We start from the raw sequence: 15318 nt of genomic DNA, 5'->3' as shown, positions 1-15318 counted from the left end.
GGCGCACGGCTTTGCCGCGCGCCGGGGGCCTGCTTTTAGTATCCGTTGACCACCGCGTCCAGCACCCTGGCCGCCACGGAGCCCGCCGCGTCCGCACCGGAGCCGCCGTTCTCCACCAGCACCACGAAGGCGTAGGGGGCGTCGGGGTTGCGGAGGAAGCCGGCGAACCAGGCGTGGGGGGCCTTGCCGCCCCCCACCTCGGCGGTGCCGCTCTTGGCGCACACGTCCATGTTGGGGAAGCGGGAGGCGCCGTACTGAGCCGTGACATTGTGGGCCATCAGCTCCGCCAGGACGGCGGCGGTATCCCCTTCCACCAGCTTTTTGGTGTGCCGGGGCAGGGCGGGCAGGGACGGCAGGCCCAGGGCGTTCTCCGTCTTGAGCACCAGCCGGGGCACGGCCGCCGTTCCGCCGTTTGCGATGGCCCCCATATAGACCATGAGGGCGCAGGGGTTGGCCAGGTCGTTGTACTGCCCCACGCCGGCCCAGCCCAGCTCGTTGGCCGTGAGGCCGTCAAAGTCGAAGGAGCCGGCGGCGGTGTTCAGGCCGCTGACCCGGTAGGAGGAGGTGAGCCCCGCCCGGACAGTGTACTCCTCCAGCACGTCCTCCCCCAGCTCGCCGGCCAGCAGGGCGAACACCCCGTTGCACGAGTTGGCCAGGGCGGAGGAGATGTCCTGCTCCCCGTGGGCGCGGGGGCAGGTGACGGCCCCGTCCCCCACCTGGGTGGAGCCGGTGCAGGTCCAGGTGCGGTCAAAGAGATCGGGCATGCGCTCAATGGCGGCGGAGAGCACCACGGTCTTGTATACCGAGCCCGGCGGGAAGGTGCCGGAGAGAAAGCGGTTGAGGTACACCCCGTCGTAGGCGTCGTTCCCCTCCATCTCCTCTGACGAGGGGGGATACAGGGGGTCAAAGGCGGGGGTGGACACCATGCACAGCACCTCCCCCGTCTCGTAGTTGTACACGCCCACCGCCCCCTTGCGGCCGGCCAGGGCCTCATAGGCGATGTAGTTGTACCGGGCGTCCAGGGTGAGGTAGAGGTCGTTGCCCGCCCCCAGGGGGGAGTAGGCCCCGGTGAGCAGGTTGTAGCCGGAGAGCTGGTCGGCAAAGGCCACCAGCGCCCCGGTACCGATATTGCCCTGGGCGTCCCCCACGGCGTGGAGGGTGGCCTTGCGCACGGTGGCGTTGTCGTACCAGCGCCGGGTGCCGTCCTCCTCCGTCCAGGAGAGCACGTCCCCGTCCCGGTCCAGCACCCGGCCCACCGAGAGCTGTCCCTGGCGGTTGTAGAGGTGGCGGTTGGCGGCAAAGGAGACCCAGCGGCCGCCGTTTTTCACGAAGCGGAACACAAACAGGCCGGAGCCCAGCAGCAGGGCGGCGGCCAGCAGGAGGCAGAGCAGGGCCCGCTTTTCAATCTTCTTCATCGTCCGCCTCCCATTCGTCGGTGGATTTGGGGGCCAGCGCCGCCCCCCGGCGGTCCTCCCGCCGGGAGGGCAGGCGGATGGCAAAGCTGGCGTTCTGACGGGTGTCGGTGGCCTTGAGGAAGGCCAGCAGCCCCCAGGAGGCGATCATGGCCGTGCCGCCGTTGGACACGAAGGGAAAGGTGACGCCGGTGAGGGGGAGAATGTCCACCGCGCCGAACACGTTGAGGCAGGTCTGAAACACCATCATGGAGGTGGCGGCGCAGGCGGCGATGACGTAAAAGGAGCTCCGTCCGGCCCGGCAGGCCCGGACGGCGAACACCGCCAGAGTGAGAATGGACAGCACCGCCAGCAGGGCGATGATCAGCCCCCACTCCTCGCACAGCATGCCGAATACCAGGTCGGTGTCCCCCGCGCCCACGGTGTGGAGCCAGCCCTCGCCGGGGCCCACCCCCACCAGGCCGCCGGAGGCGGCGGCCGACATGGTGCGGGTCTGCTGGTAGCCGCTGCCTACCGAGGCGTTCTGCCACGCGTGGCCCCAGGTGGCGAAGCGCTGAAGGATGTAGGGCTTGAGGGAGAGCATGGTGAGCACCGCAAACACCCCTCCGCCGCAGATGAGGGCCAGGGTGGCCCAGTCGCCGGAGCGGAGGTAGGCGATAACCAGGAAGGTGACAAAGAAGATGGCGGCGGTGCCGAAGTCGCTCATATAGGCCAGACAGGCCAGGCACACGCCGGTGAGCAGAATGAACAGGCCCAGGTTCCGCTTGCGGAAGAGCCGGTCCAGGGTGGCCGCCCCGGCAAAGATGTAGCAGATTTTGGCCAGCTCCGAGGGCTGCACCGAGATGCCGGCAATGGTCAGCCAGTTGGCCGCTCCATATTTGGTGCCGGTGAGGCCCAGCAGGTAGAGCACCACGGTGAGGCTCAGCAGGCCGATGGCCCCGGCGGCCATGAGCCAGCGGATTTTCTTGGCCCGGTCCAGGTTGCGCAGGAAGACCCCCAGCACCAGGAACAGGGCCAGTCCCAGCACCACGCAGAGGAACTGCTTGAACAGGGCGGGGGTATTGGAGGAGGAGGTCACCGCCAGGGAGAGGGTGGACAGGAAGAAGGCGATGGTCTCCATCTCAAAGCCTACCCGGCGCAGGGCGCGGAGGGTGAGGAAGTACAGCCACATCACCCCCGTCAGCAGCAGGAAGGTGAGCGGGATCATCACCGTGGCGTTCTCCCCCTCGCTGATGGTGAGCTGGAGTGCGGTGAGGGCCTGGAACACGGTGAGGAGCACCAGCCCCAGCCAGGGGGACACGGGCCGCATGGCCCGCCGCCGCTGGCGGCGCTGAGCCTTTTCCTCCGGAGAGAGGGGGAGCAGCACGGTCTCCACCCCGCCGATGCCCACCACGTCGCCGTACTGGACGGGGGCGGAGCCCTCCACCGGCCTGCCGTTTACCGTCACGCCACCCTTGGAGCCCAGGTCGTAGGCCGTCCAGGTGTCGTCCGCCTGGCGAATCAGGGCGGCGTGCTGCCGGGATACCACAGGATAGTTGAGAATCACGTCGGAGTTGCCGCCCCGGCCCAGGATGTTCTCCCAGTGGGTCAGCGGCTCCTGAGCCCCGTTGGGCAGGGTCAGGTAGGCCCACACCTCCGGCAGACAGGGCACGGTGAGCAGGGAGCGGATCGTCCGTATGAGAATCAGCAGGGCCAGCACCGGGAACAAAAAGCGCACCGCCGTGGTGAACCAGGCCCAGACCTGGGGATTGGCGGCCATCCAGTCCAGCAGCGCCTCCATCCGCCCACCTCCTTTTCGTTGGAATATACAGCAGTATAGCACAAATGGGGCCGATAAAAAAGCGGAAGGCCGTCCGCCTTCCGCATTCTTCAAGAATTCTTTACAATTTGCCCTCTCCGGCGGTATAATGGGCTCACCAATGAGAAAGGATGTGAGCCCGTGTCTACGATTATCGACGCCAAGGGCAAGCCCTGCCCCACCCCGGTCATCCTGGCCAAGCAGGCCATGGCCGCCGGGGAACATTCCTTCACCGTGCTGGTGGACAACACCACGGCGGTGGAAAACCTCAAGCGCCTGGCGGGCAACCAGGGGTTCGGAGCCGCCGTCACCCAGGAGGAGGGGGTGTTTTCCGTGGCCTTCACCCGTACCGGCTGCGCCGCCTGTGAGGAGGCGGTGAGCGCTCCCCTGCCCGCCCCCGGCGGCGACTGGGCCGTGTTTGTGGGCCGGGATATCATCGGGGACGGCGACCGGGAGCTGGGCGCCAACCTGATGCGCATGTTCTTCTACACTCTGGCCCAGGGGGAGGACAAGCCTGGCGCGGTGCTCTTCATGAACGCCGGCGTGCGCTTGCCCACCCTGGACGAGCAGATTCCCGCCCACCTGAAGTCCCTGGCCGATGCGGGCGTCGAGATCCTGGTGTGCGGCACCTGCCTCAGCTTCTACGGCCTCACCGACCAGCTCCAGGTGGGCACGGTGAGCAACATGTACGACATCGTCACCCGCATGCAGCGGGCGGCCAAGGTGGTCTCCCTGTAATGGACTACGGCGTGATCACCTTCACCTCCACCTACGGGGCCATCTACGCCCAGAAGGTGCTGCGACCGGTGGCGGATGTGCTCACCATGCCGGTGCTGCGGGAGATCTCCCTGGGCTGCGGCATCGCCGTGCGCTTCCGGCCGGAGGACGGGGCAGCGGTGCGCGCCGCCCTGGCCGCCTCCGCCCTGCGGCCGGACGAGTACGCCTTTTACGGTGTTACCGGCTCCGGGGCGGCCCTGCGGGCCGAGCCGCTGGACGGGTAGGGGCCGCCCGGCGCTCAGAAGATCCAGCCGATGAGCAGGGACAGGGCAAAGGCCACGACGGCGGGCATGAAGTTTTCCCAGCGGGTGGGCTTGTCGAGCAGGGCCTTGATGAGCAGCACCACGCCCGCGATGCGCAGCAGCCAGGGCAGCAGGCCCATGAGCAGCAGGAAGGGCAGGCCCACCAGAAACAGGATGACGGGAATGAGAATCACAGCGGCCAGACAGATGATGCCCAGTGTGAACAGCGTAACCATGGAATCAGTCCTCCTTTTGATGGTACCAGCTTATCACACCCAGATAAAAGCGTCCTAAAGGCATTCTTAAAATCAGATAAAAAATCCCCGGCGTCAGGGGGCGGGGCTGTGCCATCCGCCCCTGACGCCGGGGCCTTTTTCTGCGTTCCGGTTCGGCCAAACGGTTTTCATAAAAGTCTCGCTTCGAGGCTGCTTTCCCGGCAGAACGTAATGGATATCAGATGGATGCATAGAATAAATGCCTTGGGGCACGAAGAAATGGGCAGGACTGTCATGTGAAAAGGATAATAGTCCTTTTCTTGTATGCAATTTGGTAGATAATATGATAGTATGTGTGCTGTGGCAGCATTCGATTACCGTGATATGCTCTGTGGCATGGAACACTCCTGTTATACTGCTCCTGTCGGTACAGCATTTCTTGCTGCCATTCCGTTTGGTTTTGGAATGATTAGCGGTTTCATCACAGACTCAGAGCAAGGGAGGGCTTGCGAATGGCAGATACAGATTACATCTTTCACATCAGCCCGTATGATACCGAAAAGCTTTTGCCGCAAGTGAGCAGGGCGCTCGAAAAAAGGACGGAAATGGTTTCGCGGGAACGATTTCCCGGGCTATGGAAGCATACCGACCGATTCCGCTCTATGGCGCGGGGGCGGAAAAGGAGCAGGCTACGCACAAGGGGAATGAGTGCGTTATGTCTGGCGGCCGGCATTTTTCTGGCTGTTCCCGGTCTGATGGAGCCGCGAGAGCTGTTCGTGCCGCTGCTTGTCGGCGCGGCTGCCATGGGTGCGGGTATCATTGGCCTGTGGCAGAGCCGCGCGCGCAAGAAGAATCCGTTTGATAGAGCGGCAAAGATATTGTTGGAGGGCAAAGACAAGAGTTCCGCGGAGCAAGCCGCTTCGGTGTCCTTCTCAGAGGAGGGGATGACCGTTCCGGCGGGCGGCGGCAAGGCGGAATTTGTGCCATATCGAGAGTTTGAATGCGCCGTCGAAACGGCGGATAGTTTTCTTTTCGTCTTTGGCGGCCGTGTCCTGCTGTTGCAGAAAATGGACTTAAAAGCGGAATGTACCGGCGATTTTTGCAGTCTGATCTCGGAAAAAGTGAAACCGTATCACTCGATTGCGTAAAAGGGCGGCGGCAGGGAAAGCCCATGAGGCTGCCGTCAGAGCGGAAAAACGCGCCCGCCTCATTCAAAATGAGGTAGGCGCGTTTTCATGCGCAGCGCGCTTGACACCGCGCCGGGGATTTTTGCATCAACGGAAGTAGGCCGCGCCGCTCTCGAAGAGGGGCTGGTGCTTGTCGCCGGGGATGTTGACGCCTACATAGGGGCCCCGGCGCTCCGAGTGGCCCATCTTGCCGAACACCCGGCCGTCGGGGGAGAAGATGCCCTCGATGGCCTCCAGGGAGCCGTTGGGGTTGGCGTCGATGTCCATGGAGGCCGCGCCGGAGGCGTCCACGTACTGGGTGGCGATCTGGCCGTTGGCGATCAGCCGCTCCAGCTCCGCCTGGGGGGCTGTGAAGCGGCCCTCGCCGTGGGAGATGGGGATGGCGTGGAGGTCGCCCACATGGGACTGGAGCATCCAGGGGGACTGGACAGAGGCCACCCGGGTGGTGACGTACCGGCTCTGGTGGCGGCCGATGGTGTTGAAGGTCAGGGTGGGGCAGCCCTCGTCCATGGCCCGGATCTCGCCGTAGGGCACCAGGCCCAGCTTGATGAGGGCCTGGAAGCCGTTGCAGATGCCCAGCATCAGGCCGTCCCGGCGCTTGAGCAGGTCGTGAACCGCGTCGGTGAGCCGGCCGTTGCGCAGGAAGGAGCAGATGAACTTGGCCGAGCCGTCGGGCTCGTCGCCGCCGGAGAAGCCGCCGGGCAGGAACAGGATCTGGGCCGCGCGGATGGCCTTTTCCAGGGCCAGGGCCGACTCCTCCAGGGCGGAGGCGGTCAGGTTGCGCACCACCACGATCTCCGGCTCCAGCCCCGCCCGCAGGCAGGCCCGGGCGGAGTCGTACTCGCAGTTGGTGCCGGGGAACACGGGGATGGCCACCCTGGGCCGGGCGGTTTTGGACTTGCACACCGCCGGGGAGCGCTTGTCCCAGGAGAGGGTGCGCGCCGGGGCGGACTCCCCCGCCCGGGTGGGGTACACGTCCTCCAGCACCCCCTCGTTGAGGGCGAGCAGCTCGTCAATGGGGGCGGAGTCGCCGCCGATGGTGATCACCGGCTCGGCGGTGGTGGTGCCCAGCCTGATCGCCAGGGGGAAGTCGAGCTCCTCGGTCAGCTCCGCCACAATGGAGCGGGGCCAGGGAGTGTACCAGTTCGTGTCCACATCGGAACCCATGGCAAAGCCGATCTTGTTGCCGAAGGACATGTTCATGACCGCCTCGGCAAAGCCGTGCTCCACCGCCCACGCGGACTTCACTTTCCCGGCCTTGTGCAGTTCACGGAGCTTGTCCCAGGCCGCCAGAGGGTGCTCGGCCAGAGCGTCGCCTACGAACAGGTACACCGGGTGCCCCGCCTCCTTGAACTCGGGGGAGAGCACCTCACCCGCCTGGATGGGCGCGATGGCGAAGGAGATCAGCGTGGGGGGCACGTCCAGATCGTGGAAGGTGCCCGACATGGAGTCCTTGCCGCCGATGGCGGCGCAGCCCAGCTCCAACTGGGCGTCCAGGGCCCCCAGCAGGGCGGCGAAGGGCTTGCCCCAGCGGGCGGGCGCGTCCCGCAGCTTCTCAAAGAACTCCTGGAGGGTCAGATAGGCCTTCCGGTAGTCCGCGCCGGCGGCCACCAGCTTGGCTACGGAGGCGTAGACCGCGTCCTTTGCCCCCTGGTAGGGGTCGGCGGACAGGGCCTCGGGGTCGCAGCCCCAGGCCATGACGCTGGCCTGGCCGGTCTCCTGCTCCGGCTCCACGGGGAAGAGGGCGGCCATGACCTGGGCCGGGGTGCGCTGGGTCCTGCCGCCGAAGGGCATGAGCACGCTGCCCGCGCCGATGGAGCCGTCAAACCGCTCGGTGAGGCCGCGGCGGGAGGCGCACTTCAAACTGGAGGCCATCTCCCGCAGGGTGGAGAAGGTCGCCCGCTCCGTGGCGGCGTCCGCCTGGGGCACGGACACCCGGGCGTGCTTGACCGCGCCGTTGGTGTTGAGGAAGGCCCGGGACAGGCTGGCCACGGTCTGGCCCTGCCAGGTCATGACCATGCGGGGCTCCGCCGTGACCGAGGCCACCGGGTAGGCCTCCAGGTTCTCCCTGGCGGCGGCGGCCAGCAGGGCGTCCACGTCCGCCGGGGCCACCACCACGGCCATGCGCTCCTGGGACTCGGAGATGGCCAGCTCGGTGCCGTCCAGGCCGTCGTATTTCTTGCGCACCGCGTCCAGGTCGATGGACAGGCCGTCGGCCAGCTCGCCGATGGCCACGCTCACGCCGCCGGCGCCGAAGTCGTTGCACCGCTTGATGAGGCGGGTGACGGCGGGGTCGCGGAAGAGCCGCTGGAGCTTGCGCTCCTCCGGGGCGTTGCCCTTCTGCACCTCGCTGGCCATGGTGTCCAGGCTGGCCTTGTTGTGGCTCTTGGAGGAGCCGGTGGCGCCGCCGATGCCGTCCCGGCCGGTGCGGCCGCCCAGGAGGATCACCACGTCGCCGGGGGCGGGCCGCTCCCGGCGGACGTTGGACGCCGGGGCCGCGCCCACCACCGCGCCGCACTCCAGGTGCTTAGCCACATAGCCCTCGTGGTAGAGCTCCGCCACGTGGCCGGTGGCCAGGCCGATCTGGTTGCCGTAGGAGGAGTAGCCCGCCGCGGCGGTCTGGGCGATCTTCCGCTGGGGCAGCTTGCCCTCCAGGGTCTGCTCCACCGGGGTGCGGGGGTCGCCGCAGCCGGTGAGGCGCATGGCCTGGTGGACGTACACCCGGCCGGAGAGGGGGTCGCGGATGCAGCCGCCGATGCAGGTGGCCGCGCCGCCGAAGGGCTCGATCTCGGTGGGGTGGTTGTGGGTCTCGTTCTTGAACATGAGCAGCCAGTCCTGCTCCGCCCCGTCCACCTGGGCGGGCACGTGGATGGAGCAGGCGTTGATCTCCTCGCTCTCGTCCAGCTCGGGGAGCAGGCCCCGCTTTTTCAGGGTCTTGGCGCCCAGGGTGGCGATGTCCATGAGGGTCTGGGGCCGGGCCGCGGCCTTCTCCGCGCCGTAGACCTCCACCCGGGCGGACAGGTACCGCTCATAGGCGGCCTTTACGTTGTCATCGGCGATCTCCACCTCGTCCAGGTGGGTGGAGAAGGTGGTGTGGCGGCAGTGATCCGACCAGTAGGTGTCCACCACCCGCACCTCGGTGAGGGTGGGATCGCGGCCCTCCTCGTCCCGGAAGTAGGCCTGGAGGAAGGCGAGATCGGCCAGATCCATGGCCAGGGCGTACTGGGCTAGCACGCTCTCTAGACCCGCGCGGTCCAAGGCGGTGAAGCCATCCAGCACGGGCACGGCGGCGGGAACGGGGTAGTCCTGGCGGAGGGTGGCGGGCTTGTCCAGCGCCGCCTCCCGGCTCTCCACCGGGTTGATGAGGTAGCCGCGGGCCTTGGCCGCCTCCTGGGCGGTGAGGGCCCCCTCCAGCACGTAGACGGTGGCGGCGCGGACGGTGGGGCGCTCCCCGCCGTGCATCATCTGGATGCACTGGGCGCAGGAGTCGGCCCGCTGGTCGTACTGGCCGGGCAGGGCCTCCACCGCGAGCAGGGTGTGCTCCCCCTCCGGGGCGGGCATGACCTCATCCCACAGGGCGTCCACCTGCGGCTCGGAGAGCACGGTGGTGCGGGCGGCGGCATAGACCGCCGCGTCCACCCCCTCCACGTCGTAGCGGCGCAGCACCCGCACGCCGGTCAGCCCCGTCAGGCCCAGGGTGTGGCGCAGCTCTCCAAACAGATGCTCCGCCTCCACGGCAAAGCCGGGCTTCTTCTCCACATAACAGCGAAATACGTTCCCCATACTCTCTTTCTCTCCCTTATGTGATCTTCCAGTCGGAAAATTGATGGAATATGTTTTGCTGGGTGGGCGTCAGCCCGTCGATCCGGCTCCACTGGGTCAAAACGGACCAGTTCTTGAAGCAGATGACCGCGAAGGGGGGCTGCCCGGCCAGATATTCATAGAGCTGCCGGGCCGGCTCCGTCCGCCACTGGCCCACGGCGGCGCGGAAGGCGCTGAGGCGGTTCAGCGCCCCGGCGTCGCTGTACTTGCCGTAGTTGAGGGCGCCGCCGGGGGTCAGGAAGGCGGTGAGATCAAAGTCGGCGGTGAGCCGCACCTCCCCCAGGTACAGGTCGAACTCCCCCGCCGTCAGGGCCTGAAGGTAATCGTCCCAGGCCAGGGCCCGCAGCTCCACCTCCAGGCCGGCGTCGGTCAGGTTGGCGGCCAGCGTCTCCGCCGCGGCCAGCCGGTCGGCGTTGTTGTTTGGGGCCACAAAGGTGAGCGCCAGCGGTCGCCCCTCCTTCTGCCATACCCCGTCGGCTCTGGTGTAGCCGGCAGCGGTGAGGAGCGGCTCCATGGCCTGGGGGGCGTAGTCCAGCGTCTGGGCCAGCGCCTCGTCGTAGAGGGGGCTGGCGGGGGAGACAGGAAGGGCGGCGGGCTGGGCGTGGCGGGAGAACTGGGCGGTGGATACGGCGGCCCGGTCAAAGCCCCGCAGCAGGGCCTGCCGCACCTGGGCGCTCCGGCAGGGGCCGTCGGCCGTGTTGAAGCCAACGTACAGCATGGTGCTGGTGGGGTAGTCCACCGCAGCAAAGGAACCAGAAAAACCCAGGGCATTGGTGCCCGTCAGGTCGGTGGAGACCAGGGCAATGTCCCGGGTATCAAAGGCATGGATCAGATCGTCCGCCTCCTGAATGGCTCGCAGGGGAATGGTGTCCCGGGGCAGGGCCTTGCCTTGCCACCAGCCGGAGCGGGCTTCCAGCGCGAGGTTCTCCCCCGTGCCGGCGAGCACGTAGGGCCCCGTGCCCAGGGGGACGCCTCCCGTCTCCTTGACGATGGGGATGTCCAGCAGGGCGGGCAGAGCACCGTTGGCGCGGCTCAGGGTGACGGTCACCATGCCGTTGGCGGCGGCGATGTCCGTCACGCCGGCGAAGCGGGCGGAGTAGAGGGGGCTGATGCGGGCCAGGTTGAGGGAGGCCGCGATCTCCGCGGCCGTCAGGGGGCTGCCGTCGGAGAAGGTCACCCCGCTGCGGGGGATAAAGGACCACTGGAGGCCGTCGGCCGACACGGAGGCGGAGGCGCAGAGCGCCTCCTGGGGCTGAAACTGCCCGTCCAGGGCAAACAGCCCCTCATACAGCAGGCCCCCCAGGGCCAGGTTGGTGCGGTTGGAGCCGGTGATGGGGTGGAACCCGGCCTCTGGGTAGCAGGCCAGGGCGAACTCGGCCGCCTCTGGAGAGGGGGAGACGCTGGGCGTGGGGGTGGGTGTGGGCTCCGGCTCCGGCGCCGGCCCGCAGGCGGCCAAACCCAGGCACAGGGCCGCCGTCAGCAGGGCGGCTAGAATGTTTCGCAAACGGCTCGGCCTCCTTCCTAAAGGCGCGTCGATTTTCTGCGGAAAATCTCTGCCGCTGCGCGGCAGGATACGCGCCTTCCAGAGGGAACCAGTTCCCCCTAGATACGCGCCTGCGGCGCGATACCCCCTCCGCTCTCCGAGGGAATGTTGGATTGGCGTACAACGGCAATGGAGCATCCATATTTTATAGCTGCTTATCTCACAGCGTTTTCCCCGCCCTGCGGGGAAACGAAATTGAAAATCAGTCTTTCCGGGAATTCATTTTCCGGAAAGACACCCCGACCCGCGCCACAGGGCGCGAAACCGGGGGTATCGAGCCAAGTCGCCGGCGTTTTCGCCGGCACGCAGGCTCGTATCTAGGGGTCGGAAGCGCCGGTGGCGCTTCCGATGAAGTCCAGACGGAGTCTCCTCAGACGCCATTGGATGCCCCCTAGACGATTGCGATCATCGCCGCCTGGCTCCCCCGCTCCCCGTGGGTGTAGCGGTGGGACCAGTACTTCTCCGGCAGGCAGCAGGTACAGTCGGCGGAGACAGCGATGTGTTCGGGGTCCAGCCCGGCGTTCTCCAGCCGCTTGGCGTTGAGGCCCTTGAGATCCACGTGGAACTTGCCGGTGGGCAGCACCTCGATGGAGGACAGGGCGGCGGCCCCCATGGCCTCAGTCATGGCGTTGGGCACGTCCTCGTGGGTCTCGAAGCAGCACTTGGAGATGCCGGGGCCGACGGCGGCCAGGATGTCCAGCCGGTCGCAGCCGTAGCAGTCCACCATGCGCTCCACCGCCTTGGCGGCGATGCCCAGGGCGGTGCCCCGCCAGCCGGCGTGGACCGCCCCCACCACCCGGCGCACCGGGTCGTAGAGCAGGATGGGCAGGCAGTCGGCGGAGTAGACCGCCAGCGTCACACCGGGGATGTCGGTGACAAGGCCATCCGCCTGCCAGGGCTCCGGCTCGTCCAGGCCGATGCCCAGATCCGCCGCGGTGACGGTGCGCACTGTGTCGCCGTGGACCTGGCTGGCGCAGACAATGTTCCCCATGTCTGCCCCAATGGCGGCGCAGAAGCGGCGGTAGTTCTCCCGCACCCGGTCGGGGGCGTCGCCCCGGTTCATGCCCAGGTTGAGGGTAGCGTAGATCCCCTCCGATACCCCGCCCAGGCGGGTGGAGAAGCCGTGTGCCACACCGCCGGCGGCCTCAAAGCCGTCGGCGGTGAGATACACCAGGCCATTTTTGTTGTGCTCGATGATATTCATGGATTTCCTCCATCTGGAAATCGAAATCGGTTTTTCCGGAAACTCGCGTTTCGAAAAACACCTCGCCCCGCGCCGCGGGCACGAAGCCGGGGGTATCAAAACCGCTGTGCCGCAAAGCGGCACGGCGGTTTTGTATCTAGGGACCGGAGGCGCTTCCGGTCAAACGCCAGCGAAGCCACATTCCGCTTTTGGATACCCCATAGACTGCTTTTACTCGTCCTCGTGCATGCCGCAGCACTTCTTGTACTTCTTGCCGCTGCCACAGGGACAGGGGTCGTTGCGGCCCACCTTCTGGCCCTTCTTGACGGGCTGCTTCTTAACGGTGCCGTCGCTGCCCGCGCTCTCGCCGGTGACCTTGGCCACCCGCTCCCGCTTGACGGTGGTGGCGCCCACCTGGACCCGGGCCAGGAAGATACGGCGGATGGTCTCGGCCTGGATGGCGGCGATCATGCTCTCAAACATCTCGTAGCCTTCCTTTTTATAGGCCACCACCGGGTCGTTCTGGCCGTAAGCCCGCAGGCCAATGCCCTGGCGCAGCTCCTGCATGGCGTCGATGTTGTCCATCCAGTACTCGTCCACCACCCGGAGCATCATCACCCGCTCCAGCTCGCGCATGAGGGGCTCGCCCAGCTCGGCCTCCTTGCGGGCGTAGATGTCGCTGGCCCGCTCCTGGAGCAGGTCGGTGAGGGCCTGGGCGTCGTACTGCTGGAGCTCCTCGTCGGTAAACTTGAACTCGTCGGGCCGCAGGAACAGACCGCGGAACTGGGCGCACACCTCCCGCCAGTTCTCGGCGTCCATGTGCTTGAGCTCACCCATGTGGGCCTGCACCTCGGTGGAAATCACGGTGGAGAGCATGGTCTGAACGGACTCCTTCAGGTTCTCCCCGTCCAGCACCTTGCGGCGCTGCTCGTAGATGACCTTACGCTGGGTGTTCATCACGTCGTCGTACTCCAGCACGGTCTTGCGGGTCTGGAAGTTGCGGGACTCCACCTGCTTCTGGGCGTTCTCAATGGCGTTGGAGAGGATCTTCGCGTCAATGGGGGTGTCCTCGTCCACGCCCAGCTTCTCCATCATGCCCATGACCCGCTCGGAGCCGAACAGGCGCATGATGTCGTCCTCCAGGGACAGGTAGAAGCGGCTCTCGCCCGGGTCGCCCTGACGGCCGGCACGGCCGCGGAGCTGGTTGTCAATGCGGCGGGACTCGTGGCGCTCGGTGCCCAGGATGAACAGGCCGCCCGCGGCCCGCACCTGGTCGGCCTCCGCCTTGATCTCGTCCTTGTATTTGGCCTCCGCCTCGGCGAACATCTTCCGGGCGTTGAGGATCTCCTCGTTGTCGGTGTCGGCGTAGCCGGTGGACTCGGCGATCAGCTCGTCGGAGAGCCCGGCCTTGCGCAGCTCGGCCTTGGCCAGGTACTCGGCGTTGCCGCCCAGCATGATATCGGTGCCGCGGCCGGCCATGTTGGTGGCCACGGTGACCGCGCCCAGCTTGCCGGCCTGGGCGACGATCTCGGCCTCCTTCTCGTGGAACTTGGCGTTGAGCACGTTGTGCTTGATGCCCCGCTTCTTGAGCATGGCGGAGAGCTCCTCCGACTTCTCGATGGAGATGGTGCCCACCAGCACGGGCTGGCCCTTCTTGTGGCACTCCTCAATCTGGTTGACAATGGCGCGGAACTTGCCCGCCTCGGTCTTGTAAACCACGTCGGGGTGATCCACGCGCTGCACCGGCTTGTTGGTGGGGATCTCCACGATATCCAGGGAGTAGATGGTGCCGAACTCCTCCTCCTCGGTCATGGCGGTGCCGGTCATGCCAGAGAGCTTGCCGTACAGGCGGAAGTAGTTCTGGAAGGTGATGGTGGCCAGGGTCTTGGACTCCCGGGCCACGGTGACGCCCTCCTTGGCCTCGATGGCCTGGTGCAGGCCCTCGGAGTAGCGGCGGCCGTACATGAGGCGGCCGGTGAACTCGTCCACGATGATGACCTCGCCGTCCTTGACCACGTAGTCGATGTCCCGGCGCATCAGGCCCCGGGCCCGGATGGCCTGGTTGATGTGGTGGGACAGGGTGGTGTTTTCCGGATCGGCCAGGTTGGCCACCTGGAACTGCTGCTCGGCCTTGGCGATGCCCCGGGCGGTGAGGGTGACGGTGCGGGCCTTCTCGTCCACCACGTAGTCGGCGTCCAGATCGGGGTCCTCCTCCTCCTTGGTGTCCACGCTGGCCACCCGCTGGCCCTTGAGCTTGGCCACAAAGGCGTCCACTACGGTGTAGAGCTGGGTGGACTTGTCCCCCTGACCGGAGATAATGAGGGGGGTGCGGGCCTCGTCGATGAGGATGGAGTCCACCTCGTCCACGATGGCGAAGGCGTGGCCCCGCTGCACCATCTCGGTGGCGTAGATGGCCATGTTGTCTCGCAGGTAGTCGAAACCGAACTCGTTGTTGGTGCCGTAGGTGATGTCGGCGGCGTAGGAGGCCTTGCGGTCCTTGGGCTGGATGTCGTGGATCACCAGGCCCACGGTGAGGCCCAGGAAGCGGTAGACCTTGCCCATCCACTCGCTGTCGCGCTTGGCCAGGTAGTCGTTGACGGTGACGATGTGCACGCCCTCTCCCGCCAGGGCGTTGAGGTAGGCGGGCAGGGTGGCCACCAGGGTCTTGCCCTCGCCGGTCTTCATCTCGGCGATGCGGCCCTGGTGGAGGATGATGCCGCCGATGAGCTGCACCCGGTAGGGCTTCATGCCCAGCACGCGCCAGGCCGCCTCCCGGCAGGCGGCGAAGGCCTCGGGCAGGATGTCGTCCAGGCTCTCGCCATTGGCGATGCGCTGCTTGAATTCGGGGGTCTTGGCCTTGAGCTGCTCGTCGGTGAGCTTGGAGTACTCCCCGTCCAGGGCTTCAATCTTGTCCACGATGGGTTTGATGGCGCGGAGCTCCTTCTCGGAGCTGGTGCCAAAGAGCTTTTTCAACAGTCCCATGCGTCTTGTTCACCTTTCTTGTTCCTGTCCCCGGCGCCTCGGCTCCCAGGACTTGGATGCTAATTCAGTTTCCTAGTATATCATATCCCATGTCAATAAAAAAGGGGAAATTATGAACAAACCCAGTGTAGGACTACAATACATATTGGACATCTGA

10 protein-coding genes are annotated in these 15318 nt (G+C 66.3%); 3 read left to right on the top strand and 7 right to left on the bottom strand.

Annotation, left to right across the window (positions count from 1 at the left end):
* Positions 1 to 35 precede the first annotated feature (35 nt).
* Positions 36 to 1415, bottom strand: coding sequence for a penicillin-binding transpeptidase domain-containing protein (locus tag HMPREF0372_RS06145; protein WP_007489880.1), 1380 nt, complete (start codon positions 1413 to 1415; stop codon positions 36 to 38).
* Positions 1402 to 3192, bottom strand: a complete 1791-nt coding sequence (locus tag HMPREF0372_RS06140; RefSeq protein ID WP_007489879.1) for an FtsW/RodA/SpoVE family cell cycle protein — start codon at positions 3190 to 3192, stop codon at positions 1402 to 1404. Before HMPREF0372_RS06140 ends, HMPREF0372_RS06145 begins: the two co-directional genes overlap by 14 nt.
* 159 nt (positions 3193 to 3351) lie before the next feature.
* Between HMPREF0372_RS06140 and yedF the strand changes: the two genes are divergently transcribed.
* Both yedF and HMPREF0372_RS06130 read left to right on the top strand, forming a co-directional pair.
* Complete coding sequence (gene yedF, locus HMPREF0372_RS06135; protein WP_007489877.1) at positions 3352 to 3948, top strand: sulfurtransferase-like selenium metabolism protein YedF; 597 nt, start codon at positions 3352 to 3354, stop codon at positions 3946 to 3948.
* Entirely contained in the window at positions 3948 to 4211 is a 264-nt protein-coding gene (locus tag HMPREF0372_RS06130) for a DUF3343 domain-containing protein (protein WP_007489875.1), read from the top strand. Before yedF ends, HMPREF0372_RS06130 begins: the two co-directional genes overlap by 1 nt.
* A 14-nt stretch (positions 4212 to 4225) precedes the next feature.
* On the opposite strand, the gene HMPREF0372_RS06125 is transcribed toward HMPREF0372_RS06130, so the two are convergent.
* A complete protein-coding gene (locus tag HMPREF0372_RS06125) occupies positions 4226 to 4465 on the bottom strand; it encodes a hypothetical protein (RefSeq protein ID WP_007489874.1) in 240 nt (79 codons plus the stop codon).
* A gap of 491 nt (positions 4466 to 4956) precedes the next feature.
* Here HMPREF0372_RS06125 and HMPREF0372_RS06120 point away from each other — a divergent pair, with 491 nt between their 5' ends.
* Positions 4957 to 5592 (top strand): YcxB family protein, encoded by a 636-nt coding sequence (locus HMPREF0372_RS06120; RefSeq protein WP_007489872.1) that lies wholly within the window; start codon positions 4957 to 4959, stop codon positions 5590 to 5592.
* Between the two features lie 126 nt (positions 5593 to 5718).
* On the opposite strand, the gene HMPREF0372_RS06115 is transcribed toward HMPREF0372_RS06120, so the two are convergent.
* From HMPREF0372_RS06115 to secA, 4 genes are all read right to left on the bottom strand, one after another.
* On the bottom strand, positions 5719 to 9414 hold the full coding sequence (locus HMPREF0372_RS06115; RefSeq protein WP_007489870.1) for a phosphoribosylformylglycinamidine synthase: 3696 nt from the start codon (positions 9412 to 9414) through the stop codon (positions 5719 to 5721).
* Between the two features lie 16 nt (positions 9415 to 9430).
* A complete protein-coding gene (locus tag HMPREF0372_RS06110; RefSeq protein ID WP_007489869.1) occupies positions 9431 to 10957 on the bottom strand; it encodes an ABC transporter substrate-binding protein in 1527 nt (508 codons plus the stop codon).
* Positions 10958 to 11387: 430 nt separating this feature from the next.
* The gene (gene pgeF / locus HMPREF0372_RS06105; protein WP_007489866.1) at positions 11388 to 12200 is read right to left on the bottom strand and encodes a peptidoglycan editing factor PgeF; all 813 of its coding nucleotides are present in this window, start codon (positions 12198 to 12200) and stop codon (positions 11388 to 11390) included.
* A 210-nt stretch (positions 12201 to 12410) separates the two neighbouring features.
* On the bottom strand, positions 12411 to 15161 hold the full coding sequence (gene secA, locus HMPREF0372_RS06100; protein ID WP_007489864.1) for a preprotein translocase subunit SecA: 2751 nt from the start codon (positions 15159 to 15161) through the stop codon (positions 12411 to 12413).
* Positions 15162 to 15318 lie beyond the last annotated feature (157 nt).

It is taken from the genome of Flavonifractor plautii ATCC 29863, assembly GCF_000239295.1.
GTDB classification, from domain to species: domain Bacteria; phylum Bacillota; class Clostridia; order Oscillospirales; family Oscillospiraceae; genus Flavonifractor; species Flavonifractor plautii.
The sequence above is the reverse complement of the archived record's forward strand: the minus strand, read 5'-3'. Positions and strand labels throughout refer to the sequence as shown.

Coding starts and splice junctions, on each gene's coding strand:
- HMPREF0372_RS06140 (WP_007489879.1), bottom strand. CDS start 3,192: ATGGAGGCGCTGCTGGACTGGATGGCCGCCAATCCCCAGGTCTGGGCC.
- HMPREF0372_RS06125 (WP_007489874.1), bottom strand. CDS start 4,465: ATGGTTACGCTGTTCACACTGGGCATCATCTGTCTGGCCGCTGTGATT.
- HMPREF0372_RS06130 (WP_007489875.1), top strand. CDS start 3,948: ATGGACTACGGCGTGATCACCTTCACCTCCACCTACGGGGCCATCTAC.
- HMPREF0372_RS06120 (WP_007489872.1), top strand. CDS start 4,957: ATGGCAGATACAGATTACATCTTTCACATCAGCCCGTATGATACCGAA.
- secA (WP_007489864.1), bottom strand. CDS start 15,161: ATGGGACTGTTGAAAAAGCTCTTTGGCACCAGCTCCGAGAAGGAGCTC.
- HMPREF0372_RS06145 (WP_007489880.1), bottom strand. CDS start 1,415: ATGAAGAAGATTGAAAAGCGGGCCCTGCTCTGCCTCCTGCTGGCCGCC.
- HMPREF0372_RS06115 (WP_007489870.1), bottom strand. CDS start 9,414: ATGGGGAACGTATTTCGCTGTTATGTGGAGAAGAAGCCCGGCTTTGCC.
- pgeF (WP_007489866.1), bottom strand. CDS start 12,200: ATGAATATCATCGAGCACAACAAAAATGGCCTGGTGTATCTCACCGCC.